Consider the following 23,167-nt stretch of genomic DNA (forward strand, 5'->3'; position numbering starts at 1 on the left):
AGCCTCAAGCCCCGCTTGGGGCCTGCGGCCCCAGGGCCGTTCCATCGCCGTGGCCGCAGACGCTTTCCCTTTTCTTCCCCTGCCCGACGCCCCGCTTCCCGGGGCGTTCGCCCTGCTCGACGACGGGGCCGGTGGCGCCTGGTACTACCATGGCCTGGTAGCCGCCTGTACCGTGGACGGCCCCGCCGCCTGGGAGGCGACCCTGGACCGGGTTGCCGCCTGGAATGACGCCGGCCACACGGTAGTCGCCGCCCTGGGCTATGAGCTGGGACTGGCCCTGGAACCGGCCGTGGGCGTAGCGCCGCCGCCCGGCCCCCTGGCCCGTTTCTGGTGCTTCGAGAGCCGCGACCACCTGGACGGAACGGCGCGCCAGGCTTGGCTTTCCGCGTGGCAGTCGTCAAACCCCGCGTGGATAGGCGATCTCCAGCCTGCCATGGCGGAGATGCCCTATCGGCGCGGGGTTCAGCGCATCCGTGATTACATCGCCGCCGGCGATTGCTACCAAGTCAATTTCACCTTCCCCGTCACCGGCCGCTGCATCGGCCATCCCCTGCGTCTCTACGCCGACCTGTGCGCCCGCCAGCCGGTGGGCTGCGGCGGCGTGGTGATGCACGACGAGGGCGCCATCCTGTCGCTGTCGCCGGAGCTGTTCCTCGAACGCCAGGGCGCCCGGCTCGTCTCCCGGCCGATGAAGGGCACCGCCCCGCGGGGCGCCACGCCGGCCGAGGACGCGGCGGCCCGGGCGGCCCTGGCCGCCTCCGCCAAGGACCGGGCCGAGAACGTGATGATCGTGGACCTGATCCGCAACGACCTGGCCCGGGTGGCGGAAACGGGATCGGTGACGGTGGAGCGCCTGTTCGACGTCGAGCCCTATCCCACGGTATTGCAGATGACCTCCACCGTGGCGGCGACCCAGCGCCCCAACGCCGGGCTGGCCGAGATCCTGGCGGCCCTCTTTCCCTGCGGCTCGATCACTGGCGCCCCCAAGGTGCGGGCCATGCAGATCGTCGCCGAACTGGAGGGGGAACCCCGGGGGCTGTACACCGGCAGCCTGGGCTGGATCGCGCCGGGGGGCGACTTCCGCTTCAACGTGGCCATCCGCACCGTCGAGCTGGCCCGGGACGGCACCCTGCGCCTGGGGGTGGGCAGCGGCATCACCTATGGCTCCGATCCGGCGGCGGAATACCGGGAGTGCCTGCTCAAGGCCCGCTTTCTCACCGATGCCGCCCTCGCAGGGGATGTGGCCCAGGCGCCGCGTCTGATCGAAACCCTGCGCTTGGAGGTGGATGCCGGCGGTGCCCGCTACCCCCGGCTGGACGGCCACCGGGCCCGGGTGACCCGCTCGGCGGCAGCTCTCGGTTTCGTCTGCGACTGGCTGGCCGTAGCGCGGGCACTGGAACAGGCCGGAGCGGAGGCCCGCCGCGAATGGGCGCAAGCCGGCCAGGCCGGCGGCTCCCCCGCCGCCTGGCGGGTACGCCTGACCCTGGGCCGGAGCGGCGATGTGGAAATCGCCCGGGCGCCCCTCGACCCCTTGCCCGCCGGTCCCCTGGCCTTGCTGCCGGCGGCCGAGCCGGTGGATTCCCGGGACGGCTGGCTGGCCCACAAGACCACCGTGCGCGGCCGCTACGACCGGGCCCTGACCGGCCTGGCCGCCACGCCGGAAGTCTTCGACGTGCTCTACTGCAACGAGCGCGGCGAAGTGGCCGAAGGGGCGCGCAGCACCCTGTTCGCCCGCATCGATGGCCGCCTGCTGACCCCGCCCCTGGCCTGCGGGGTGTTGCCCGGGGTGCTGCGCGCCGAGTTGCTGGCCCGGGGCGCGGCCGAGGAAGCGATACTGACCCCCGCCGACCTGCAACGCGCCGAGGCCCTCTATTGCGGCAACGCCCTGCGCGGGCTGGTACCGGTGCACCTGCGGGATTGATGCGGCGCCCGGGGCGCGCACTGCCCGCCGGGTGCCTGTGACACGGAATGAGAAAGCCGCCCGAAGGCGGCTTTCTCATTGGCGTTGCCGGCAGTACCGGCACCGGGGCTCCGGATCAGCCGCCCAGCTTGGCCAGTTGCGGCTTGAGCTGCTCCAGGGTGGCAGAGAAATCGGCCAGGCGCTTCTTCTCCTGATCCACCACCGCCGCCGGGGCCCGGGCGACGAAGCTCTCGTTACCGAGCTTGGCCGAGGCCCGGGAAATCTCGCCTTCGAGGCGGGCGATTTCCTTGGACAGGCGTTCCTTCTCGGCGGTCACGTCGATCTCCACCTGAAGCATCAGACGGGTTTCGCCGGCCACGGCCACCGGGGCCAGGCTGTCGGCGGGCAGGTCGTCCACCACGCTGATCTCGGAGAGGCGTGCCAGGGCAGCCAGGTAGGGCAGGTGCGGCGCCAGCTCGGCAGCATCGCCGGCCACCACCAGGGGCGCCTTCACCGACGGGGAGATGGTCATCTCGCCGCGCAGGTTGCGGCAGGCCGACACCAGGGCCTTAAGGCGCTCCACCTTGGCCTCGGATTCCGGGTCGATGCGGGCCGGGTTGGCCTCCGGATAGGGGGCGAGCATGATCGACGGGTGGGTCTTGCGCCCGGCGATGGGGGCCACGGTCTGCCACAGCTCTTCGGTGATGAAGGGCAGCAGCGGGTGGGCCAGGCGCAGGATGGTTTCCAGCACCCGCACCAGGGTGCGCCGGGCGCCCCGGGCCAGGGCGTCGTCGCTGCCGTTGATCTGCACCTTGGCCAGTTCCACGTACCAGTCGCAGAACTCGTCCCAGACGAAGCGGTAGATGGCCTGGGCAAGCAGGTCGAAGCGGTAGTCGGTGAAATACTGGGCGACTTCCGCTTCCAGGCGTTGCAGCTGGCTGACGATCCAGCGGTCGGCGAAGCTGAACTGGAGCGGTGCGGCGCCCGGGGTGGCCGGGCAGGAGCCGTCGGCGGCCTGGCTGTGTTCGAGGGCCAGGTCGTGGCCTTCCACGTTCATCAGCACGAAGCGGGTGGCGTTCCACAGCTTGTTGCAGAAGTTGCGGTAGCCCTCGCAGCGGTTCAGGTCGAACTTGATGTCGCGGCCCGGGCTGGCCAGGCTGGCGAAGGTGAAGCGCAGGGCGTCGGTGCCGAAGGCGGGGATGCCGTCGGGGAATTCCTTGCGGGTCTTCTTCTCGATCTGGGCGGCCTGCTTGGGGTTCATCAGGCCGAAGGTGCGTTTCTTGACCAGGTCTTCGATACCGATGCCGTCGATCAGGTCGATGGGGTCGAGCACGTTGCCCTTGGACTTGGACATCTTCTGGCCTTCGCCGTCGCGGATCAGGCCGTGCACATAGACGTGCTTGAACGGGATCTTGCCGGTGATGTGCTTGGTCATCATGACCATGCGCGCCACCCAGAAGAAGATGATGTCGAAGCCCGTGACCAGCACGGAGGAGGGCAGGTACAGATCCAGGGCCGGGTTGGACTTGGCCGGGTATTCGGGGGTCCAGTCCAGGGTGGAGAAGGGCCACAGGGCGGAGGAGTACCAGGTGTCCAGCACGTCCGCATCCCGGGTCAGCTGGCCGGCGTAACCGGCGGCATCGGCCTGGGCCCGGGCCTCCTCTTCGTTGTGGGCGACGAAGACTTCGCCGTTCACACCGTACCAGGCGGGAATCTGGTGGCCCCACCACAGCTGGCGGGAGATGCACCAGTCCTGGATGTTGTTGAGCCACTGGTTATAGGTGTTCACCCAGTTTTCCGGGTAGAACTTGATCTCGCCGGACTGCACCACGTCCAGGGCCTTCTCGGTGATGGACTTGCCGTCCTCGCCCGGTTTGGACATGGCGACGAACCACTGGTCGGTGAGCATGGGCTCGATGACCACGCCGGTACGGTCGCCGCGGGGCACCTTGAGCTTGTGCTTGTCGGTCTTTTCCAGGATGCCCAGGGCTTCCAGGTCTTCCACCACCACCTTGCGGGCATCGAAACGGTCCAGGCCCCGGTACTTCTCGGGGGCGTGGTCGTTGATCTTGCCGTCCAGGGTGAGAATAGAGATGAGGGGCAGGTTGTGGCGCTGGCCCACGGCGTAGTCGTTGAAGTCGTGAGCCGGGGTGACCTTGACCACGCCGGTGCCGAATTCCATGTCCACATAGGCGTCGGCGATGACCGGAATTTCCCGGTCGGTGAGGGGCAGCTTCACCATCTTGCCGATGAGGTGCTTGTAGCGCTCATCTTCCGGGTGGACCATGACGGCGGTATCGCCCAGCATGGTCTCGGGCCGGGTGGTGGCCACGGTCAGGGTGGCACTGCCGTCTGCCAGGGGGTAGCGGATGTGCCACATGAAACCGTCTTCCTCTTCCTGCACCACTTCCAGGTCGGAGACGGCGGTGTGCAGCTTCGGGTCCCAGTTCACCAGGCGCTTGCCGCGGTAAATCAGGCCTTCCTTGTAGAGGCGGACGAAGGATTCGGTGACGATCTTGTTGAGGCCGGCGTCCATGGTGAAGCGTTCCCGCTTCCAGTCCGGGCTGGTGCCCAGGCGGCGCATCTGGCGGGTGATGGTGCCGCCGGAGTATTCCTTCCACTCCCACACCTTCTCCAGAAACTTCTCCCGGCCCAGGTCGTGGCGGGAAATGCCCTGGGCGTCCAGCTGGCGCTCCACCACGATCTGGGTGGCGATGCCGGCGTGGTCGGTGCCCGGCTGCCACAGGGTGTTGCGACCCTTCATCCGGTAGTAGCGGGTGAGGGCATCCATGATGGTCTGGTTGAAGCCGTGGCCCATGTGCAGGGTGCCGGTGACATTGGGCGGCGGCAGCAGGATGCAGAAGGACTGGTCGGCGGGCTTGGTGGTGTCCAGGCCGGCGGCGAAGTAGCCGCTTTCTTCCCAGGCGGGGTACCAGCGGCCTTCGATGGCGGCGGGTTCAAAGCTCTTGGCGAGTTCCATGGCGAACGGTGGCGAGACTGGATGGAGGCGAAGGCGGATGCGGGCGCATCCGGATCGATGGATCGATAGAAGGCCGGTCCGGCGGCGGAGTGCGGAAAGGCAGGCCGGGCGCTGGCGGAAAACCGGAAATTATACCCGACCGGAGCCGGCCCTCCCGGCGGTGTGCCGTGGGGGCGGCTTGCCGGGAGTCAGGCTGGGTGTCGCGCCGTGAAGGAGGCGGCGGCTCAGGCCACGATTCAGGCCGGATGGTCCCCGTCGGGCAGGGGCGGGGTGGCGTGGAGCAGGTCGGCCAGGGCGCCTTCGATGGCCGCCTGGGTGGCGGCTTCGATGCGCTGGCGCAGCACGGCCTGGGCGGCCTCCTGGGCCTCGGCGACGATGTCGGGCAGGGCGGCGGTGAGGCGGGCTTCCAGGGCCCGGGCCAGGTCGGCGGACAGGGGGGTGACCAGGGAGACAGGCGGGCCTTCCTCGCTGCCGGTAGGACGGGGCGGGGCGCCCGCGGCCACGAAAGGTGGCAGCGTTTCCAGGAGGGAAGCGCGAACCTCGGGTGTGGGCTGGGCAGGAAGCGTGAAATCTTCGGCCGGCAGAGCTAGGAGAGGTGCGGGCGGTTCCGTCGCTGCCGTCGTGTCGGATTCGGGCGCAGGTTCGGCCGCGGCGACGTTCACCACCTCGGTCAGCAGGGGGAAGTCTTCTTCGTCGTTGGCGGCCGCCTGGGGCTCGTTGGCGGCTTCCACGGGCGGGGCCACGGGAGCGATGGCGACGAAGCGGCGCCGCTTGGGGGCGTTGTCGTCGCCGCCGGGCGGGGGAGGGAAGGAGGTCACGGTCAGGGCTCGGGTGCGGGGGAAGGGCGTGCCGGCCGTCAGTGGGCCCGCTGCCCCAGGTCGTGGAAGCTTACCGCGCAGCCGGCCTGTTTGTAGTGGCCGACCCGTTCCCGGCCGGGCAGCCGTTCGGCCTCGTCCTGGCCGATGATCTCGAGGATGCGCTCGAAGCGCTCGTAGCCCTCGGGTACCGCGGCGCCCAGGTTGAGCAGCAGCGGCGTGCCGAGGCCGGGAGGCAGCTCGTCCAGGTGGCGGGCGATCAGGACCGGGGTTTCGCCGGCCAGGGGGGAGTCGGCCCGGCAGTGGGGGGTGAAGGACAGGGCCGGCAGGGACCATAGCTGCCGGTCGAAGGCCTGGGCGATCCGCTCGTCCGGGGCCACCACCACCAGCGGCTGGCGGCTGGCGAAGCTCTTGTGGGCGAGCTTCACCGCCACCAGCAGGCGGTCCGGGACGTTGTGGTAGAAATCCACCCGGGGCGTGGCCATGGCGGGCTCAGTCGATCTTGCCGGCCCGCTTGAGCAGGAAGTGGGCGAGCAGGGGCACCGGGCGGCCGGTGGCGCCCTTGTCGGCGCCGGATTTCCAGGCGGTGCCGGCGATGTCCAGGTGGGCCCAGTCGTACTTCTTGGTGAAGCGGGACAGGAAGCAGGCGGCGGTGATCGAGCCGGCGGCGCGGCCGCCGATGTTGGCCATGTCGGCGAAGGGGCTCTTCAGCTGTTCCTGGTAGTCGTCCCACAGGGGCATGTGCCAGGCCCGGTCGAAGGCTTCCTCGCCGGAGGTGAGCAGTTCCCGGGCCAGGGTCTCGTTGTTGGCGAACAGGCCGCTGGCGACGTGGCCCAGGGCGATCACGCAGGCGCCGGTGAGGGTGGCCACGTCCACCACCACCTCGGGCTCGAAGCGCTCGGCGTAGGTCAGGGCGTCGCACAGCACCAGGCGCCCCTCGGCGTCGGTGTTGAGGATTTCGACGGTCTGGCCGGACAGGGAAGTGACAATGTCGCCAGGCTTGCTGGCGGCGCCGCCGGGCATGTTCTCGCTGGCCGGCACCAGGGCCACCAGATTGATGGGCAGCTTCATCATGGCGGCGGCGCGGATGGTGCCGAGCACGCTGGCGGCGCCGCACATGTCGTACTTCATCTCGTCCATCTCGGGGGCAGGCTTGAGCGAGATGCCCCCGGTGTCGAAGGTGATGCCTTTGCCGACCAGCACCACGGGTTTCTGGCTGGCGTCGGCGCCCTTGTGCTGCAGGACGATGAACTTGGGCGGCTGGTGGCTGCCCCGGGCCACGGAGAGGAGGGCGCCCATGCCCAGGGTCTCCAGGTCGGCCCGTTCCAGCACCTGACATTCCAGGCCCAGGTCCTTGCTCATTTCCAGGGCCTGTTCGGCCAGGTAGGTGGGGGTGCACACGTTGCCGGGCAGGTTGCCCAGGTTCTTGGCGAAGGACACGCCGTCGGCGATGGCCAGGCCCTGGGCCAGGGCTTCCTCGGCGGGGGCCAGTTCGTTGCGCCGCTCCACGGCGAAGGTGAGCTTGCGCAGGGGGCGGCGGACCTCGTCCTTCTTGCTCTTGAAACGGTCGAAGCGGTAGACGGTTTCCTGGGCCACCAGGGCGGCCTGGCGGATGCGCCAGCCCACGTCGCGGCGCTTGACGCCGGTTTCGGTGAGGAACACCACGCCGTCGAAGGAACCCGTCTCGTTGAGGGTTTTGACGGCGGCGCGCAGGGCCGAGCAGTATTCCTTTTCGCGGAATTCCTTTTCCTTGCCCAGGCCGACCAGCAGGACCCGGTCGCACAGGGTGCCGGGAACGTTGTGCAGCAGCAGGGTGGAGCCGAGCTTTCCTTCCATGTCGCCCCGCCGGATGATGTCCGACAGGTAGCCGCGGGCCGCATTGTCAATGAGTTCGGCAGGAAGCGTCAGCTTGCGGGGTTCAAAAACACCGACCACCACACAGGCGCTGCGCTGTTTTTCCGGGCTGCCGCTTTTTATGCTAAATTCCATGACCTGCTCCTTACGGGGCGAATTTTCACAAATTCGGCGAAAATTTCATTATCGCCACCTTTTTCCGCAAAAGTCAAAGCATGGTGTTCGCGCGCGCCGCCCGGCGTGAGTTCGGTCAGAACGCGGCAGCCATTTTCGTGGCGCTGTTCGCGATTCTCATCACCACCCAGTTGATCCGCCTGCTCGGCCAGGCGGCGGGAGGCAAGATTGCGCCTTCCGCAGTGGCGGCGCTGATGGGCTTCGGCGCCCTGTCCTATCTGCATGTCCTCCTGTCGCTGACGGTCTTCATCGCCATCTTGATGGCGGTTTCGCGTAGTTATCGCGATTCCGAGATGGTGGTGTGGTTTTCCTCCGGTCATTCCTTGGCCGGCTGGATTCGGCCGGTGGCCTTGTTCATCTTTCCCCTGGTGGTGCTGGTGGCGATCACCGCCCTCTTCCTCACCCCCTGGTCCTTGACCCAGAGCGCCGACTACCGGCAGAAGGTGTCCGACCGTCAGGAGGCGGAGCAGGTCTCGCCCGGCGCCTTCCATGAAATCCGTTCCGGCAGCACGGTGGTCTTCGTCGAATCCCTGGGCGAGAACGAGGCGAACATCGGCCAGGTATTTGTCGCCTCCTTGCAGCACGGCCGCCAGGGGGTGATGGTGGCTCGCCAGGGGCATCAGGAATACGCCCCCAACGGCGACCGCTTCGTGGTCCTGGAGAACGGCCGGCGCTACGACGTGGAGCCCGGCGCCGCCGACGCCCGGGTGCTGGACTTCCAGCGCTACGCGGTGCGCATCGAGACTCGCGAGTCCCGGGGGGTGGAGCAGACCCCGTCGCGGGCCTTCATCACCGATCTGGTGCGCCAGCGCGGCAAGGACAACGATGCCGAGCTGTTCTGGCGCCTGTCCCAGCCCCTGTCGATGCTGGTGCTGGCGTTCCTGGCCGTGCCTCTGGGCTACGTCAATCCCCGGGCCGGGCGCTCGGCCAACATGCTCCTGGCGCTGCTCACCTTCGCCATCTATCTCAACCTGAACTCCATCGTTCAGGCCTGGGTGGGGCAGGGCAAGATCGGTCTGTTCCCGGCGCTGCTGGCGCTCCACGGCGGCATGGCCCTGTTCATTCCGGTTCTGTTCTACCGCCGCATCGCGGTCAAACCCTTGCTGCGCTTCCGGTCATGATCCACCGTCGTCACATCCAGCGCGAGGTGGTCGCGGCCAGCCTCCTGATCCTGGCCGGGTTCATCGCCCTGTTCGGCTTCTTCGACCTGCTCGGCGAGCTGCGTGACGTGGGCAAGGGCAGCTACCGGCTGACCCAGGCGGTGCTCTACACCCTGTTGATCCTGCCGGGGCGCATCTATGAACTGATGCCGGTGGCGGTGCTGATCGGCACCCTCTACGCCCTGTCCACCCTGGCGCGCCATTCCGAGATCACCGTGCTGCGGGCCTCGGGCCTGTCCACCTGGCGCCTGCTGGTGGTGCTGTTCCGTGCGGCGGCCTGGTTCGCCCTGGCGGCCTTCCTCATCGGCGAAGTCGTCGCCCCCGCCTCGGAACAGGCGGCCAAGACCCTGCGGGTCAAGGCGATCAGCGGCGTGGTGGCCCAGGATTTCAGTTCCGGCCTGTGGGTCAAGGACGGTCCCAATTTCGTGAACGTCAAGCAGGTGATGCCGGATGGCGAGCTGCGCGGCGTGCGCATCTATCAGTTCGACCCCGAATTGCGCCTGGTGGCGGTGAGCGATGCCGAGACCGGTACCTACCTGGACGGTGGCAATCCGGACGGCAACTGGCGCCTCGACCAGGTCGTCAGCACCCGTTTCGAGGGCGAGCGAGCAACGGTGGACAAGCGTCCCGAGCTGTTCTGGCGCTCGGCCCTCTCGCCGGAAATCCTCACCGTCCTGCTGGTGGACCCGGACCGCATGTCGGTGCTCAGCCTGGTGACCTACATCCGCCATCAGGCAGAAAACAAGCTGCGCACCGATGCCTACGAGATCGCGCTGTGGAAGAAGCTGGCCTACCCCTTCGCCTCGCTGGTGATGGTCGCCCTGGCGCTGCCCTTCGGCTACACCCACAGCCGGGTCAGCGGTGTGGCGCTCAAGCTCTTCGGTGGCGTCATGCTCGGCGTGTTCTTCCACATGCTCAACGGGCTGTTCTCCAGCCTGGGGGTGATCAACAGCTGGCCGCCCCTGGCCAGCGCCTTCGCGCCGACGATCCTGTTCATGTTCGCCGCCGGCGCCATGTTGTGGTGGGTGGAGCGGCGCTAGTTGCGCTTCGCCAAGGTTGAATCCATGAAAAAAGCGCCCTAATGGGCGCTTTTTTCATGGGCAGTGTCTTGCGGTTTCTTGGATTTAGCGCGGCAGGGCAACGATCCGGGTGCCGGCCAGGCGATCGTGGAGGAATTGCCGGTCCCGGTCGAACAGGCTCCAGAGCAGGCCGACGCCAAGCAGGGCGCTGGGCCAGGCGACCAGGTAGCGGATCATGCCCTGGAACGGGGTCACCGGGCGGCCCCGGGCGTCCTCCAGGCGCAGGCGCCAGGTCTTCATGGCCAGGGTCTGGCCGCCGTGCAGCCAGAACCACAGGAAGTAGAGGGCCAGCAGCAGGAACAGATGGGTCCAGAGGATGCCTGGGCTGGCCAGCCGGTGCAGCAGGGCGCCGATCAGCAGGTGGGGGGTAAGGAAGCCGACGGCGACGACGCCTGCCAGCAGCAGGCTTTCGTAGACCATGGCCAGCAGCCGGCGGGAGAGGGGGGCTGCTGGATGACGGGGTGCAGAGGTGGGGGCGGGGCGGTCGGGGGCGGTCAAGGGGTGGGCGGGGAAAGTTGGTTCCACAAGGATTTTATCGAACCTTCCTGGGCCGCGGGGGAGTTGGGGGCGGGTTGCTGTTGTGCTGGCGCTTCGGGATTAGCGGGGACGGCGGGGGGCGTTGCCGCTGCCGTGCTGGTCCCGGCCGCGGGGGCGGGGACGGCAATACGCGGCGGCGTGGTTGCCCCCGGGCTGCCGGGGCGCCGCGGCAGGGCGGAATTGCTCTTGGCGGCGTTGGCCTGCTTGGCCTTGGCGGCCTGGGTCAGGCGCTCCCGTTCCTCTTCGGGCAGGTTTTCGTATTCCTGCCATTTTTGCAGCATCGCTTCCCGCTTTTCCGGCGGCAGGCGGCTCAGGGTGGCGAACTTGCTGCGGGCGTCGCGCCGCTCCTGGGGCGTCAGTTCAACCCAGGCGCGCATGCGGGCCTGGATGCGCTCCTGTTCTTCGGCCGGCAGGCGGCTGTAGCGCTCGGCGATGCCCAGCCATTTCTTGCGCCGCACGTTGTCCATCTTGTCCCACTCGTTGGCGAGGGGGGCCAGGATGCGGTGCTGCGCGGCGCTCAGGTGGGCCCAGTCGGGCTGGCTGGGCGTGACGACGCGCGCCGCCGGGGAGGCATTGACCACCGTGGGCACGCCGGAAACCGGCATCGGGGCCGGTGCTTCCCGGTGGCGGCTGCCCCATACCGCCAAGCCGGCCACGCCGGCGGCGATACAGGCGCCGACGATTACTGCTCGCTTGCGCTGCTGCCGTGGAGCCATGCGTCGAAGCCTTTGTCGAGGTAGGCGTTCACGGGCAGGTCGGCGGACAGCAGGGCGCTATCCACGTCTTCCAGGTCGCTCAGGGAATTCTGCGCCTGCCAGTAGAAGCCGGTGGCCAGGACGAGCAGAAGCACCACCGCCGCCAGCCAGGGGGTGAGGTGGGCCCGGCTGTCGTGGAATACGCCGGCCAGACCAGCAAAGCGGCCTACACGGACGGTGACCCGCTTCTGGCGGGCCAGGGCTTGGTGGCGGGCGGCGCTCAGGCGGGCCGAGGTGCTCGAATCGAGCTGACGCAGCCCGGCGTCCAGCGTCAGGGCGACGCTGCGGGCGAATTGCGTTTCGTTCATAGGGAAATTCCTTTGGCCTTGAGTGCCGCCGCCAGGGTGTGGGTGGCACGGGAACAGTGGGTTTTCACGCTTCCTTCGGAGCAGCCCATGGCGGCAGCGGTTTCGGCAACATCCAACTCTTCCCAGTAACGCATGAGGAAGGCTTCCCGTTGACGTGGCGGCAGCTTGGCGAGTTCGCTTTCGATGATGGCGATGATCTGTCCTTGCGTGAAGCGGGTTTCCGGGGTCTCCAGGTTGCTGGCGCCGTCATTGCCGCCGATGATTTCCAGGGGGTCGGCGGTTTCGTCGTCGTCCGGGGCAAGGGAGGAAAGGAGGGTGGTCCAGGTGCTGCGCACCTTGCTGCGGCGAAAATAGTCGCGGATGGCGTTCTGCAGGATGCGCTGGAAGAGCATGGGCAGCTCTTCGGCGGGGCGGTCGCCATAGCTTTCGGCCAGCTTGAGCATGGCGTCCTGGACGAGGTCGAGGGAGGTCTCCTCGTTCTGCGTGGCGAAGATGGCCTGCTTGAAGGCGCGCCGCTCCACCGATGCGAGAAAGTCGGACAGTTCCTGTGGGGTGGCCAGAATGTACCTCGGGATTGCGGGCGGTGGGGGTGGGGCGGGGGCGGCGAAGGGGGCATCCGGCGGCTGCCGGGCAGTGTTTTTCGGCCCCCCGTAAGCCTTGACCAATCGCGGGGGAGTCAGTAATTTAGCGGACTTTTCCGCCCTTGCCGAGCGCATTTGCGCCGGATGCGGGCGAAGCGGGAATCTGCGCGGACCGGGCTTGCCAGCCGTGCGCCGGAGGCCCGTTCCTGACGCTTCGGAACGCGTCGCGCATTGGCGCGGCGGCGATCCGGGCGGCGGCCGGAAAACCTGCGCCCCTAGGCGCTTTCCGGCTTCAGGCCAGGCCGTGCGCGGCGTGGGTGCGGATGACGCTCCCGGCGGCGCGCGGCGAACAAAACACAGGCAACAGGCACTCAGGGCCACTGCAATGCACATCACCGGCGCGGAAATTGTAATCAGGTGCCTCCAGGAAGAAAAGGTCGAGCATGTGTTCGGCTACCCTGGCGGCGCGGTGCTCCACCTCTACGACGCACTCTTTCAGCAGGATCAGGTCAAGCACATCCTGGTGCGTCACGAACAGGCGGCGGTCCATGCCGCCGATGCCTATTCCCGCTGTTCCCAGAAGGTCGGCGTGGCCCTGGTGACCTCGGGCCCCGGCGCGACCAACGCGGTGACCGGCATCGCCACCGCCTACATGGATTCGATTCCCCTGGTGATCATTTCCGGCCAGGTGCCTACCGCCGCCATCGGCCTGGACGCCTTCCAGGAAGTGGACACCGTCGGTATCACCCGGCCCTGCGTCAAGCACAACTTCCTGGTGAAGGACGTGCGCGACATCGCCGACACCATCAAGAAGGCCTTCTATCTGGCCCGCACCGGCCGACCCGGCCCGGTGCTGGTGGACATTCCCAAGGACATCTCCGCCCAGAGCGCCGACTTCGAATACCCGAAGACGGTGCAGATGCGCTCCTACAACCCCATCGTCAAGGGGCACCTGGGCCAGATTCGCAAGGCCGCCCAGCTGCTGCTCGAAGCCAAGCGGCCGATGATCTACGTGGGCGGCGGGGTGATCCTGTCCGACGCCGCGACCAAGCTCACTGCCCTGGCCAAGCGCCTCGGTTTCCCGGTGACCCAGACCCTGATGGGGCTGGGCTCCTTCCCGGCCTCCGACGCCCAGAACCTGGGCATGCTCGGCATGCACGGCACCTACGAGGCCAACATGGCCATGCAGCACTGCGACGTGCTGCTCGCCGTGGGCGCCCGCTTCGACGACCGGGTGATCGGCAATCCGGGCCATTTCTCCCAGGTGCCGCGCAAGATCGTGCACATCGACATCGACCCCTCGTCGATCTCCAAGCGGGTCAAGGTGGACGTGCCCATCGTCGGCAACGTGCCGGACGTGCTCGACGAACTGGTCAAGATCCTCGACGAGCAGGACAAGGCCGGGGCCAAGGCCGATCCCGCCGTGGCCGAGTGGTGGAAGACCATCGCCGAGTGGCGCGCCCGGGATTGCATGAGCTACAAGGCCAACGGCCCGGCGATCATGCCCCAGTCGGTGATCCAGGCCCTGCACCAGGTCACCGGCGGCGACGCTTTCGTCACCTCCGACGTGGGCCAGCACCAGATGTGGGCGGCCCAGTACTACAAGTTCGACAAGCCGCGGCGCTGGATCAACTCCGGCGGCCTGGGCACCATGGGTGTGGGCCTGCCCTACGCCATGGGCGTTTCCTTCGCCCACCCGGGCGCCACGGTGGCCTGCGTCACCGGCGAAGCGTCGATTCAAATGAACATCCAGGAGCTGTCCACCTGCAAGCAGTTCCGCCTGCCGATCAAGGTGGTGAACCTCAACAACCGCTACCTGGGCATGGTTCGCCAGTGGCAGGAGATGTTCCACGGCAGCCGCTATTCCGAGTCCTACATGGATTCCCTGCCCGACTTCGTCAAGCTGGCCGAGGCCTACGGCCACGTCGGCCTGCGCGTCGAGCGGCCGGAAGACCTGATGCCGGCCATGGAGCTGGCTTTCTCCGACAAGCACAAGAACGACTTCGTCTTCCTCGACGTGCTTACCGACCAGACCGCCAACGTGTTCCCCATGATCGCCGCGGGCAAGGGCCTGTCGGAAATGATCCTGGCCGAGGACCTGTAAGGGGAACCCCATGCGACACATCATTTCCATCCTGCTGGAAAACGAAGCCGGGGCCCTGTCCCGGGTGGCCGGGCTGTTCTCCGCCCGGGCCTACAACATCGAATCCCTGACGGTGGCGCCGACGGAAGATCCGTCCCTGTCGCGCATGACCATCGTCACGTCCGGTTCGGACGACGTGCTCGAACAGATCACCAAGCAGCTCAACAAGCTGGTGGACGTGGTGAAAGTGGTGGATCTGTCCGAGGCCGCGCATATCGAGCGCGAGCTGATGCTCATCAAGGTCCGGGCCACCGGCAAGGACCGCGAGGAAATGAAGCGGATGGCGGACATTTTCCGCGGCCGTATCATCGACGTCACCGAATCCACCTACGTCATCGAACTGACGGGGGCGAGCTCCAAGCTCGACGCCTTCATCGAGGCCCTCGACCACGGCCTCATTCTCGAGACGGTACGCACCGGCGTCTGCGGCATCGGCCGCGGCGACCGGATTCTGAAGGTCTGATTTCGCTGTTTCTGTTTTTTCCAGCTAATCTCCCGCCAGCCGCAAGGCTGGCCTTCATCTCGCCAAGGGGTTGATATGAAAGTCTATTACGACAAGGACGCCGACCTTTCCCTGATCAAGGGCAAGAAGGTCACCATCGTGGGTTACGGTTCCCAGGGCCACGCCCACGCCCAGAACCTGAAGGATTCTGGCGTCAAGGTCACTGTCGGCCTGCGCAAGGGCGGCGCCTCCTGGGCCAAGGCCGAGAAGGCCGGCCTCAAGGTCGAAGAGATCGCCAAGGCCGTCAAGGGCGCCGACGTGGTCATGATCCTCCTGCCGGACGAGAACATCCCCGCCGTGTATTACGGCGAAGTCGAGCCGAACATCAAGAAGGGCGCCGCCCTGGCCTTCGCCCACGGCTTCAACGTGCACTACAACCAGGTTGTGCCCCGCGCCGACCTGGACGTGATCATGATCGCCCCCAAGGGCCCGGGCCACACCGTGCGCTCCGAGTACCTCAAGGGCGGCGGCGTGCCGTCCCTGATCGCCGTCTACCAGGACGTCTCCAAGAAGGCCAAGGACATCGCCCTGTCCTACGCCGCTGCCAACGGCGGCACCAAGGGTGGCGTGATCGAGACCAACTTCCGCGAAGAAACCGAAACCGACCTGTTCGGTGAGCAGGCCGTGCTCTGTGGCGGCGCCGTGGAACTGGTCAAGATGGGCTTCGAGACCCTGACCGAGGCCGGCTACGCTCCCGAAATGGCCTACTTCGAGTGCCTGCACGAGCTGAAGCTGATCGTGGACCTGATGTACGAAGGCGGTATCGCCAACATGAACTACTCCATCTCCAACAACGCGGAGTATGGCGAGTACGTGACCGGCCCCGAGGTCATCAACGAAGAGTCCCGCTACGCCATGCGCGAAGCCCTCAAGCGCATCCAGACTGGCGAATATGCCAAGATGTTCATCCTGGAAGGCAAGACCGGCTACCCGAGCATGACCGCCCGCCGCCGCCTGACCGCCGAGCATCCCATCGAGCAGGTCGGCGAAAAGCTGCGCGACATGATGCCCTGGATCAAGAAGAACAAGCTCGTCGACCAGTCCAAGAACTGATCGATGGGCATCGCGCCGCCAGGGACATCCCCGGCGGCGCCCTTGCCTTGGGCGGCGTCGGCAGCGACCCGCCCAATTCGTTTTTGTGGATATTGCAATGAACAACTACCCCCACCCCATCATCGCCCGCGAAGGCTGGCCCTTCCTTGCCGGCATCGTCGTCATCTCCGCGGTGGCCACGGCCTACGCCGGGTTTGCCTGGGCGATCCCGCTGTGGATCCTGTCGCTCTTCGTCCTCCAGTTCTTCCGCGATCCCGCCCGCGTCATCGCCGGCGGCGACAACAGCAAGACCGTGGTGGCGCCGGCCGACGGCCGCATCGTGGCGGTGGAACGGGTCCAGGACCCCTACCTGAACCGGGAGGCCCTCAAGGTTTCCGTGTTCATGAACGTCTTCAACGTCCATTCCAACCGCAGCCCGGTGGATGGCGACGTGCAGCGCAAGTGGTACAACCCGGGCGCCTTCGTCAATGCCGCGCTGGACAAGGCCTCGGTGGAAAACGAACGCTGTGCCCTGCACATCCGCACCAAGACCGGCCAGGACGTGACCTGCGTGCAGGTGGCCGGCCTGGTGGCCCGGCGCATCCTCAACTACGTGGACAGCGGCAAGGCCCTGGTCCGCGGGGAGCGCTACGGCTTCATCCGCTTCGGCTCCCGGGTGGACGTGTACCTGCCCCTGGATGCCCGGGTGAAGGCGGTCATCGGCGAAAAAGTGTATGCTTCCACCACCGTTCTTGCAGAGCTGGCCTGACCGTCCGGTCGCCGCCGCCGAATAAGATCCATGCCTGAAATCAAACCGCGCAAGACGCTGTTCAACCCTGAACTGAAGCGCCGCGGCATTTACGTCCTTCCCAACCTCTTCACCACCGCCGCGCTGTTCGCCGGCTTCTACGCCATCGTCCAGGCCATGAACGGCCAGTTCGAGCAGGCCTCCATGGCCATCTTCATCGCCATGGTGCTCGACGGCCTGGATGGCCGGGTGGCACGCCTGACCCGTACCCAGAGCGCTTTCGGCGCCGAGTACGACTCCCTCTCGGACATGGTCTCGTTCGGCGTCGCCCCGGCCCTGGTGGCCTACGAGTGGGCGCTGCGGCCCCTGGGCAAATGGGGCTGGATCGCCGCCTTCGTCTACTGCGTCGGCGCCGCCCTGCGCCTGGCCCGCTTCAACACCACCCTGGAAGTGATCGACAAGCGCTACTTCCAGGGCCTGCCCTCGCCGGCGGCGGCGGCCCTGGTGGCGGGCTTCGTCTGGCTGATGATCGACATCGGCGTGGACGCGGCCGACCTGCGCTGGGTGGCATTGGTGGTCACCGCCTTTGCCGGCCTGACGATGATTTCCAACTTCCGCTACTACAGCTTCAAGGACATCAACCTGCGCAAGAGCGTGCCGTTCATCGTCATCGCCGCCATCGCCCTGGGTTTCGTCCTGGTCTCCAGCTATCCGCCGGGGGTGCTGTTCGGCCTGTTCGTGGTCTACGCCCTGTCGGGTTACGTCCTGGCCGCCTGGCGCCTGCTGCGGCGCTGATCCGCAACACCCTCGCGCCGGGGCCGGCTAACGGCCTGTCCCGGCGCGCATCCTGATCCCCACCCGGCCCCGGCCGGTTGCTGGCTGCCTTCCCGGCCCGTGTGCTGCGGCGGGCAAAGCGCCTCCGGGCGTGTATTCTGTAGTTACGGTGGTCATGCCGCCACCGCCTTTCCCGCCGCCGGCGCGGGCGGCCCGTCCGTCTGCCACCGGCCTGCCGGCGGGTTCCTTCGCGGGGCGAATCCCCGTACCTTCGCAGCACCCTGCTGCCCGCCGGCTTCCGCCTGAACACCGCCCCGCCCGGGGCCGGAAGCGTTCGCTTCCGCAACCGCTCACGGAGGAGAATCCATGAACGGCGCGTTCCTGCCCCCACTGCTGGCCGATGCCTTGGCCTGGACCGAAGTGCCCGACCCGGTCATCCTGTTCGCCCTGACCCTGGTCTTCGCCGGCCTGGCCGGGGAATTCGTCTTCCGTTGGCTGCGCCTGCCGCGCATCACCGGCTATGCCCTGGTGGGCATCCTGATGGGCACCTCCGGACTGGCCGAGGACAATCCCCTGGACAGCTCCGCCCAGCGCATCGTCACCGACATCGCCCTGGGCATCCTGCTCTTCGAACTGGGTAACCGGGTGCGCCTGGGCTGGCTGTGGGCCAACCCTTGGCTGCTCGCCACCAGCCTGGCCGAGGCCGGGCTGACCGCCCTGGCGGTGCAGGCCGGCCTGGTCTGGCTCGGGGTGCCGCCCCAGGCGGCGGTGGCCGCCGGGCTGATCGCCATGTCCACCTCGCCGGCGGTGGTGATGCAGGTCACCGCCGAGATCCGCTCCCAGGGCCAGGTGACCGAGCGCCTCTACGTGCTGACGGCGCTGAACGCCATCTACGCGGTGCTGGCGATGCAATTCCTGTCCGGCTGGTGGGCCCTGGACACGCCCCAGGAAAGCACGCGGGCCCTGCTCACCACTCTCTACCTGATTTCCGGCTCGGTGCTGATGGCCGCCTTGCTGGCCTGGGCCGTGCACCGCCTGACCCGGGCCCTGGACCTGAGCGAGGAGCCCGGTGCTGCCATCCTCTTCGGCCTCTTGCTGCTGGTCTTCGCCATGCTCCACCTGTTCGGCCTGCCGGCGGTGCTGGCGCCGCTGCTGGCCGGCATCCTGCTCAAGAACGCCGATCCCCGGCCGCGCCTGTGGCCCCGCCACTTCGGCACCGCCGGGGGCGTGCTGGTGCTGCTGCTGTTCGTCCTGGGGGGCGCCAGCCTGCGCTGGCAGGACTTTTTCGCCGGCGGCCTGACCGCTCTGGGGGTGGTCCTGGTGCGGCTGGCGGCCAAGCTGATCGGTGTGGCCCTGTTCGCCCGGCCGAGCGGCCTGGGGCTGCGCCAGTGCCTGGCCTTAGGAGTGGCGCTGAGTCCCTTCTCGGCGGTGGCCCTGGCCCTGGCCCTGGATTTTCGCGTCAGCCACCCCGACCTGGGGGCACACCTGGCGCCCATCCTGCTCACCGCCATGGCGGTGATGGAGCTGGTGGGCCCCATCGCCACCCAGTGGTCCCTGCGCCTGGCCGGCGAAGAGCGGCGCTAGGCCGCGGCCGCCAAGGAGAATCCCATGACCGTCACTCCGGAAGCCGTGCCCGCCCTGGGCGACTTCGCCCAGTCCCGTCCCCTGACCTTGGGGGTGGAGCTGGAATTGCAGATTGTGAACACCCACGACTACGACCTGGCGCCCTGCGCCGGCGACCTGTTGCGGGTGCTCAAGCAGCAGGGGGTTGAGGGCGACATCAAGCCCGAGATCACCGCCAGCATGATCGAGATCGCCACCGGCATCTGCACCGGCCACGGCCAGGTCCTGGCCGAGTTGGGGGGGCTGCGCGACGCCCTCCAGGCGGCGGCGCGCAAGCTCAACGTGGGCCTGTGCGGCGGCGGCACCCATGCCTACCAGCACTGGAGCGAGCGGCGCATCTTCGACACGCCGCGTTTCCACCAGATTTCCGAGCTGTATGGCTACCTGGCCAAGCAGTTCACCGTCTTCGGCCAGCACGTCCATATCGGCTGTCCGGGGCCGGACGAAGCCCTGGTGTTGCTCCACGGACTGTCCCGCTACATTCCCCACTTCATCGCCCTGTCGGCCTCGTCCCCCTTCGTCCAGGGGCACGACACGGGCTTCCAGTCGGCACGGCTCAACTCGGTGTTCGCCTTCCCCTTGAGCGGCCGGGCGCCCTTCGTGCTGACCTGGGAAGAGTTCTCGGCCTTCTTCGCCAAGATGGCCCGGACCAGGGTGGTGACGAGCATGAAGGATTTCTACTGGGACATCCGCCCCAAGCCCGAGTACGGCACCATCGAAGTCCGGGTGATGGACACGCCCCTGTCCATCGAGCGGGCCGCCATGTTGGCCGCCTACATCCAGTGCGTGGCGCGTTACCTGATGATCGAAAAGCCCTTCCGCCCCGCCGAGGACGACTATTTGGTCTACACCTTCAACCGCTTCCAGGCCTGCCGCTTCGGCCTGGAAGGGACCTTCGTGGACCCCAAGAGCGGCGAGCACCGCACCCTGCGCGACGATATCCTGGCCACCCTGGCGGCCCTGGAAAACCACGCCATGGAGCTCAAGGCCGAACAGGCCTGCCGGGAGGTGCGGCAGATGGCCGAAACCGGCGAGAACGACGCCACCTGGCTGCGCCGGGTGTTCGATGGATGTGGCCAACAGCCCGAGATGGTGCGCCAGCAGTGCCTGCGCTGGGGTTGAGGACACGCGGTGAGCCCCATCGCCCCTGACCGTCCGTTGCGCATCGGCCTGTCGGCGCGGCTGATGCACACGCCGCCGGCGGAGCTGGGTTTCCCCGGCAAGACCTTGCAGTACCTGGAGCAGTCCATCGCCCACTGGATCATGTCCCGGGGCGCCATCGCCCTGATGGTGCCGACCCTGGAATCCGGCGGCGGGCTGGAGCGCCGGGGCATCTCGGTGAAGGCCGTGGTGGCGGCCCTGGACGGGCTGGTGCTGCAAGGCGGCACCGACGTCAGCCCCCTGAGCTACGGCGAGGACCCGATCTCGCCCCTGTGGCCCGGCGACCGGGTGCGCGACCTGTACGAGATCGAGCTGCTCTGGGAATTCATCATCCAGGGCAAGCCGGTGCTGGGCATCTGCCGCGGCTGCCAGCTGATCAACGTGGCCATGGGCGGCACCCTCTACCAGGACATCGGCTTGCAGCATCCGGGCGCCCGCTCCCACGTGGATTCGGCCCTCTACGACCGGCTTGCCCACGACCTGGTCATCGAACCCGGCTCGCGCCTGGCCGGCCTCTACGGCGGCACGCTGGCCGGGCGGGTCAACAGCATCCACCACCAGGCGGTCCGCCGCTTGGGCAACGACCTGGTGGCGGAGGCCCGCTGCCCGGACGACGGCATCGTCGAGGCGATCCGCTGGAAAGGAGCGGGCTACGTGGCCGGCTTCCAGTGGCACCCGGAATTCCACATGGGCGCCCCGGACCTGCTCGACAGCGGGCCGATCCTGCTCGATTTTCTCGCCGCCGCGGGCATGCCCATGCCGGAGGATGAGGACGGAAAGGGCTGAGGAGGCGGTGCCCGCAGCGCCAGGCTGGACGCCGCTTTCCGTGGGGCTAAACCGGAAAGCCGCGCCGGATGCGGCGCTTCAGGCGGGATGCCTGGAGATGCCCTACTGGCGCGGGGTTCAGGCGGCCGCCTTGTCCCGGGCACTGCTTGCGGCGGGCGCCGCCGGCAGCAGCACGGTGAAGCGGGCGCCGCCCCCGGGGGCTTCGTCCAGAATCACGTCGCCGCCATGCTGGCGGGCGATTTCCCGGACGATGGCCAGGCCCAGGCCGCAACCGTCGCCCGGGCTGCCGGCGACCCGGTGGAAGCGGTTGAACACCGCCGCCCGGTCCGCCGGGGCCACGCCGGGGCCGTTGTCCTCGACCACCAGGCAGGCCAGGCCGTCCTGGGGGCCGCAACGCACCGTCACGTTGCCGCCGCCGGGGGTGTAGCGGATGGCGTTGTCCACCAGGTTGCCGAGTAGTTCCTGAATGAGCAGGGGCGAGCCGACCACGGTCACCGGCTCCAGTTCGAAGCCCAGGTCGATGCCCTTCTTGAGGGCCGCCGGCAGCCAGATTTCGGCGCACCGGTGGGCGATGTCGGGCAGGGACAGGGGCTCGCTGGTGGACAGACCGCCGGGCTCGGCCCGGGCCAGGGCGAGCAACTGGTGGGCCAGGTGCGACAGGCGGGCGGTGGCGGCGCGGATCTGGTCGAGCTGGTGCCGCCGGGTTTCCGGGTTGGTGTCGTCCAGGGCCACTTCCACCTGGGCCTGCAAGGCGGCGATGGGGGTGCGCAGCTGGTGGGCGGCGTCCGAGACGAAGCTGCGCTGGGACGCTAGCGACAGGTCGAGGCGGGCGAGCAGCTGGTTGATTTCGTTGATCACCGGCTGCAATTCCACCGGCACCCGGGTTTCCACCGGGCGCAGGTCGTGGTGGGAGCGCTGGGCCAGTTCCTCGCGCAGGGCGTCCAGGGGGCGCAGGCCGGCGCGGATGCCGTACCAGACGAAGGCCAGGGTCATCAGCATCAATGCCCCCACCGGCAGCAGCATGCCAAGCAGGATTTCCCGGGCCAGGCTGCCGCGCTTGGTTACCGTTTCGGCCACCAACACCAGCACCGGGATGCCGTCCTTGATCATGGACAGGGCGGCGATGCGCACCGGTTCGCCACTGTAGGTGCCGTCGTAGTAGAGGCGGTCGTCCTCGTCGATCGGCTCGTCGGGCCGGGGCAGGCCCCGGTGGCCGGAGATGAATTCGTCCCCCGGGCCCACCACCTCGTAGAAGACCCGGTCGTAGCGGTCGGTGAGAAGAATCTGCTGGGCCTGGCGGGTCAGGGTGACGTAGGGCTGACCCTCGAAGACCCGGACCTGCTCGGACAAGGCCAGGGCCGTGTCGAGCAGGGCCCGGTCGTAGGCGTGGGAGGCGCTGGTGAAGGCGATGCCGTAGGCGGTGATGGCCGCTGCGCCGGAGAACAGCACGGTCGCCGGCAGCAGCCAGCGCAGCAGCAGCCCCCGCAGGCTGGCCGGGCGCTTCATGGCGCCAGATCGGCGTCCGGGGAGGCGCTGACGCCTTCGCCGTGGTCGGCGTCGGTCGGTTTTTCCAGGTAGTAACCCAGGCCGCGCACAGTGCGGATGGGGATGCCCTCCGGATCGAGCTTGGTGCGCAGACGGGAGATGAACTTTTCCACGGCGTTGGGGGTGATGTCCTCGTCCCAGCCGTAGAGGGACTGCATGATCTGTTCCTTGCTGACGATGCGCCCGGCCCGGCTGGCGAGGAATTCCAGGGCGGCCCATTCCCGGGCGGTCAGTTCCAGGGGGGTGTCGTCCACGAAGGCGCGGCGGCCCACGGTGTCGAGGCGCAGGCGGCCCAGGCGCAGTTCCGGCTCGGGCGCGGCGCGGCCGCGGCGGATCAGGGCGCGGATGCGGGCCACCAGTTCGCTCAGGGCCACCGGCTTGACCAGGTAGTCGTCGGCGCCCAGGTCGAGCATCTTGACCCGTTCTTCCAAGGCTTCCCGGGCCGACAGGATCAGCACCGGGGTGCGCTGCCGGCGTTCGCGCAGGCGCGCCAGCACGGTGGTGCCGTCCAGCCCGGGCAGGCCCAGGTCGAGGATGGCGAGTTCGTATTCCTGGTCGGTCAGCCAGCGGTCGGCGTCCCGGCCGTTCTTGACCCAGTCCACCACGAAACCGGCGGATTTGAGGGCCTGGGTGAGGCCGTCGGCCAACAGGCAGTCGTCTTCTACAAGCAGCAGGCGCATGGCGTGAACGGGCGTGGTGAGCGAACGTGA

At 68.0% G+C, this 23,167-nt stretch carries 22 protein-coding genes; 11 read left to right on the forward strand and 11 right to left on the reverse strand.

Translation table 11 applies throughout. The features are described 5' to 3' along the window. Positions 1–49 precede the first annotated feature (49 nt). Positions 50–1,921, forward strand: coding sequence for an aminodeoxychorismate synthase component I (pabB, locus tag LWW89_RS00675; RefSeq protein ID WP_293259586.1), 1,872 nt, complete (start codon positions 50–52; stop codon positions 1,919–1,921). A gap of 115 nt (positions 1,922–2,036) precedes the next feature. Here pabB and LWW89_RS00680 read toward each other — a convergent pair whose 3' ends face one another. The 4 genes from LWW89_RS00680 to LWW89_RS00695 all read right to left on the reverse strand — a co-directional run bounded on the left by LWW89_RS00680 (position 2,037) and on the right by LWW89_RS00695 (position 7,684). Continuing rightward, positions 2,037–4,880, reverse strand: coding sequence for a valine--tRNA ligase (locus tag LWW89_RS00680; protein ID WP_293259588.1), 2,844 nt, complete (start codon positions 4,878–4,880; stop codon positions 2,037–2,039). Positions 4,881–5,116: 236 nt separating this feature from the next. Further along, complete coding sequence (locus LWW89_RS00685; protein WP_293259590.1) at positions 5,117–5,698, reverse strand: hypothetical protein; 582 nt, start codon at positions 5,696–5,698, stop codon at positions 5,117–5,119. A 38-nt stretch (positions 5,699–5,736) separates the two neighbouring features. Then, positions 5,737–6,180 carry a DNA polymerase III subunit chi gene (locus LWW89_RS00690; RefSeq protein WP_293259593.1) on the reverse strand — a complete coding sequence of 148 codons (444 nt, stop codon included), beginning with the start codon at positions 6,178–6,180 and terminating at the stop codon, positions 5,737–5,739. Positions 6,181–6,187: 7 nt separating this feature from the next. After that, the gene (locus LWW89_RS00695; RefSeq protein ID WP_293259596.1) at positions 6,188–7,684 is read right to left on the reverse strand and encodes a leucyl aminopeptidase; all 1,497 of its coding nucleotides are present in this window, start codon (positions 7,682–7,684) and stop codon (positions 6,188–6,190) included. Positions 7,685–7,764: 80 nt separating this feature from the next. On the opposite strand from LWW89_RS00695, the gene lptF reads away from it, so the two are divergent. Next, positions 7,765–8,844, forward strand: coding sequence for an LPS export ABC transporter permease LptF (lptF, locus tag LWW89_RS00700; RefSeq protein ID WP_293259599.1), 1,080 nt, complete (start codon positions 7,765–7,767; stop codon positions 8,842–8,844). Next, positions 8,841–9,923, forward strand: coding sequence for an LPS export ABC transporter permease LptG (gene lptG / locus LWW89_RS00705; protein WP_293259602.1), 1,083 nt, complete (start codon positions 8,841–8,843; stop codon positions 9,921–9,923). The genes lptF and lptG overlap by 4 nt, the downstream gene beginning before the upstream one ends. Positions 9,924–10,007: 84 nt before the next feature. On the opposite strand, the gene LWW89_RS00710 is transcribed toward lptG, so the two are convergent. The 5 genes from LWW89_RS00710 to LWW89_RS00730 all read right to left on the reverse strand — a co-directional run bounded on the left by LWW89_RS00710 (position 10,008) and on the right by LWW89_RS00730 (position 12,588). After that, a complete protein-coding gene (locus LWW89_RS00710; RefSeq protein ID WP_293259605.1) occupies positions 10,008–10,460 on the reverse strand; it encodes an RDD family protein in 453 nt (150 codons plus the stop codon). Then, positions 10,457–11,215, reverse strand: coding sequence for a DUF3106 domain-containing protein (locus tag LWW89_RS00715; protein ID WP_293259608.1), 759 nt, complete (start codon positions 11,213–11,215; stop codon positions 10,457–10,459). Before LWW89_RS00715 ends, LWW89_RS00710 begins: the two co-directional genes overlap by 4 nt. Continuing rightward, entirely contained in the window at positions 11,182–11,562 is a 381-nt protein-coding gene (locus tag LWW89_RS00720; protein WP_293259610.1) for a DUF3619 family protein, read from the reverse strand. The genes LWW89_RS00715 and LWW89_RS00720 overlap by 34 nt, the downstream gene beginning before the upstream one ends. Next, positions 11,559–12,137, reverse strand: coding sequence for an RNA polymerase sigma factor (locus LWW89_RS00725; protein ID WP_293260303.1), 579 nt, complete (start codon positions 12,135–12,137; stop codon positions 11,559–11,561). The genes LWW89_RS00720 and LWW89_RS00725 overlap by 4 nt, the downstream gene beginning before the upstream one ends. A gap of 298 nt (positions 12,138–12,435) precedes the next feature. Next, positions 12,436–12,588, reverse strand: a complete 153-nt coding sequence (locus LWW89_RS00730; RefSeq protein WP_293260332.1) for a hypothetical protein — start codon at positions 12,586–12,588, stop codon at positions 12,436–12,438. Between LWW89_RS00730 and ilvB the strand changes: the two genes are divergently transcribed. From ilvB to LWW89_RS00770, 8 genes are all read left to right on the forward strand, one after another. After that, complete coding sequence (ilvB, locus tag LWW89_RS00735) at positions 12,529–14,247, forward strand: biosynthetic-type acetolactate synthase large subunit (RefSeq protein WP_293259613.1); 1,719 nt, start codon at positions 12,529–12,531, stop codon at positions 14,245–14,247. The genes LWW89_RS00730 and ilvB overlap by 60 nt on opposite strands. 10 nt (positions 14,248–14,257) lie before the next feature. Further along, complete coding sequence (ilvN, locus tag LWW89_RS00740) at positions 14,258–14,749, forward strand: acetolactate synthase small subunit (RefSeq protein ID WP_054621967.1); 492 nt, start codon at positions 14,258–14,260, stop codon at positions 14,747–14,749. Between the two features lie 75 nt (positions 14,750–14,824). Then, complete coding sequence (gene ilvC / locus LWW89_RS00745; protein WP_293259622.1) at positions 14,825–15,841, forward strand: ketol-acid reductoisomerase; 1,017 nt, start codon at positions 14,825–14,827, stop codon at positions 15,839–15,841. Between the two features lie 97 nt (positions 15,842–15,938). After that, a complete protein-coding gene (locus LWW89_RS00750) occupies positions 15,939–16,589 on the forward strand; it encodes a phosphatidylserine decarboxylase (protein ID WP_293259625.1) in 651 nt (216 codons plus the stop codon). 30 nt (positions 16,590–16,619) lie between these two features. Next, entirely contained in the window at positions 16,620–17,363 is a 744-nt protein-coding gene (pssA, locus tag LWW89_RS00755) for a CDP-diacylglycerol--serine O-phosphatidyltransferase (protein ID WP_293259628.1), read from the forward strand. 345 nt (positions 17,364–17,708) lie between these two features. Continuing rightward, the gene (locus LWW89_RS00760) at positions 17,709–18,926 is read left to right on the forward strand and encodes a cation:proton antiporter (protein WP_293259631.1); all 1,218 of its coding nucleotides are present in this window, start codon (positions 17,709–17,711) and stop codon (positions 18,924–18,926) included. A 24-nt stretch (positions 18,927–18,950) separates the two neighbouring features. Then, positions 18,951–20,087 carry a YbdK family carboxylate-amine ligase gene (locus LWW89_RS00765; RefSeq protein ID WP_293259634.1) on the forward strand — a complete coding sequence of 379 codons (1,137 nt, stop codon included), beginning with the start codon at positions 18,951–18,953 and terminating at the stop codon, positions 20,085–20,087. Positions 20,088–20,096: 9 nt separating this feature from the next. Further along, entirely contained in the window at positions 20,097–20,912 is an 816-nt protein-coding gene (locus LWW89_RS00770; protein WP_293259637.1) for a gamma-glutamyl-gamma-aminobutyrate hydrolase family protein, read from the forward strand. A 117-nt stretch (positions 20,913–21,029) separates the two neighbouring features. Here LWW89_RS00770 and LWW89_RS00775 read toward each other — a convergent pair whose 3' ends face one another. Next, entirely contained in the window at positions 21,030–22,418 is a 1,389-nt protein-coding gene (locus LWW89_RS00775) for a sensor histidine kinase (protein ID WP_293259640.1), read from the reverse strand. Next, a complete protein-coding gene (locus tag LWW89_RS00780) occupies positions 22,415–23,137 on the reverse strand; it encodes a response regulator transcription factor (RefSeq protein ID WP_293259643.1) in 723 nt (240 codons plus the stop codon). Before LWW89_RS00780 ends, LWW89_RS00775 begins: the two co-directional genes overlap by 4 nt. Positions 23,138–23,167: the final 30 nt, after the last annotated feature.

This window comes from Oryzomicrobium sp. (assembly GCF_021287045.1).
GTDB lineage: Bacteria > Pseudomonadota > Gammaproteobacteria > Burkholderiales > Rhodocyclaceae > Oryzomicrobium.

Coding starts and splice junctions, on each gene's coding strand:
- LWW89_RS00680 (WP_293259588.1), bottom strand. CDS start 4,880: ATGGAACTCGCCAAGAGCTTTGAACCCGCCGCCATCGAAGGCCGCTGG.
- LWW89_RS00690 (WP_293259593.1), bottom strand. CDS start 6,180: ATGGCCACGCCCCGGGTGGATTTCTACCACAACGTCCCGGACCGCCTG.
- LWW89_RS00695 (WP_293259596.1), bottom strand. CDS start 7,684: ATGGAATTTAGCATAAAAAGCGGCAGCCCGGAAAAACAGCGCAGCGCC.
- lptF (WP_293259599.1), top strand. CDS start 7,765: ATGGTGTTCGCGCGCGCCGCCCGGCGTGAGTTCGGTCAGAACGCGGCA.
- lptG (WP_293259602.1), top strand. CDS start 8,841: ATGATCCACCGTCGTCACATCCAGCGCGAGGTGGTCGCGGCCAGCCTC.
- LWW89_RS00715 (WP_293259608.1), bottom strand. CDS start 11,215: ATGGCTCCACGGCAGCAGCGCAAGCGAGCAGTAATCGTCGGCGCCTGT.
- LWW89_RS00720 (WP_293259610.1), bottom strand. CDS start 11,562: ATGAACGAAACGCAATTCGCCCGCAGCGTCGCCCTGACGCTGGACGCC.
- ilvB (WP_293259613.1), top strand. CDS start 12,529: ATGCACATCACCGGCGCGGAAATTGTAATCAGGTGCCTCCAGGAAGAA.
- LWW89_RS00730 (WP_293260332.1), bottom strand. CDS start 12,588: ATGCTCGACCTTTTCTTCCTGGAGGCACCTGATTACAATTTCCGCGCC.
- ilvN (WP_054621967.1), top strand. CDS start 14,258: ATGCGACACATCATTTCCATCCTGCTGGAAAACGAAGCCGGGGCCCTG.
- ilvC (WP_293259622.1), top strand. CDS start 14,825: ATGAAAGTCTATTACGACAAGGACGCCGACCTTTCCCTGATCAAGGGC.
- LWW89_RS00750 (WP_293259625.1), top strand. CDS start 15,939: ATGAACAACTACCCCCACCCCATCATCGCCCGCGAAGGCTGGCCCTTC.
- pssA (WP_293259628.1), top strand. CDS start 16,620: ATGCCTGAAATCAAACCGCGCAAGACGCTGTTCAACCCTGAACTGAAG.
- LWW89_RS00760 (WP_293259631.1), top strand. CDS start 17,709: ATGAACGGCGCGTTCCTGCCCCCACTGCTGGCCGATGCCTTGGCCTGG.
- LWW89_RS00765 (WP_293259634.1), top strand. CDS start 18,951: ATGACCGTCACTCCGGAAGCCGTGCCCGCCCTGGGCGACTTCGCCCAG.
- LWW89_RS00775 (WP_293259640.1), bottom strand. CDS start 22,418: ATGAAGCGCCCGGCCAGCCTGCGGGGGCTGCTGCTGCGCTGGCTGCTG.
- LWW89_RS00780 (WP_293259643.1), bottom strand. CDS start 23,137: ATGCGCCTGCTGCTTGTAGAAGACGACTGCCTGTTGGCCGACGGCCTC.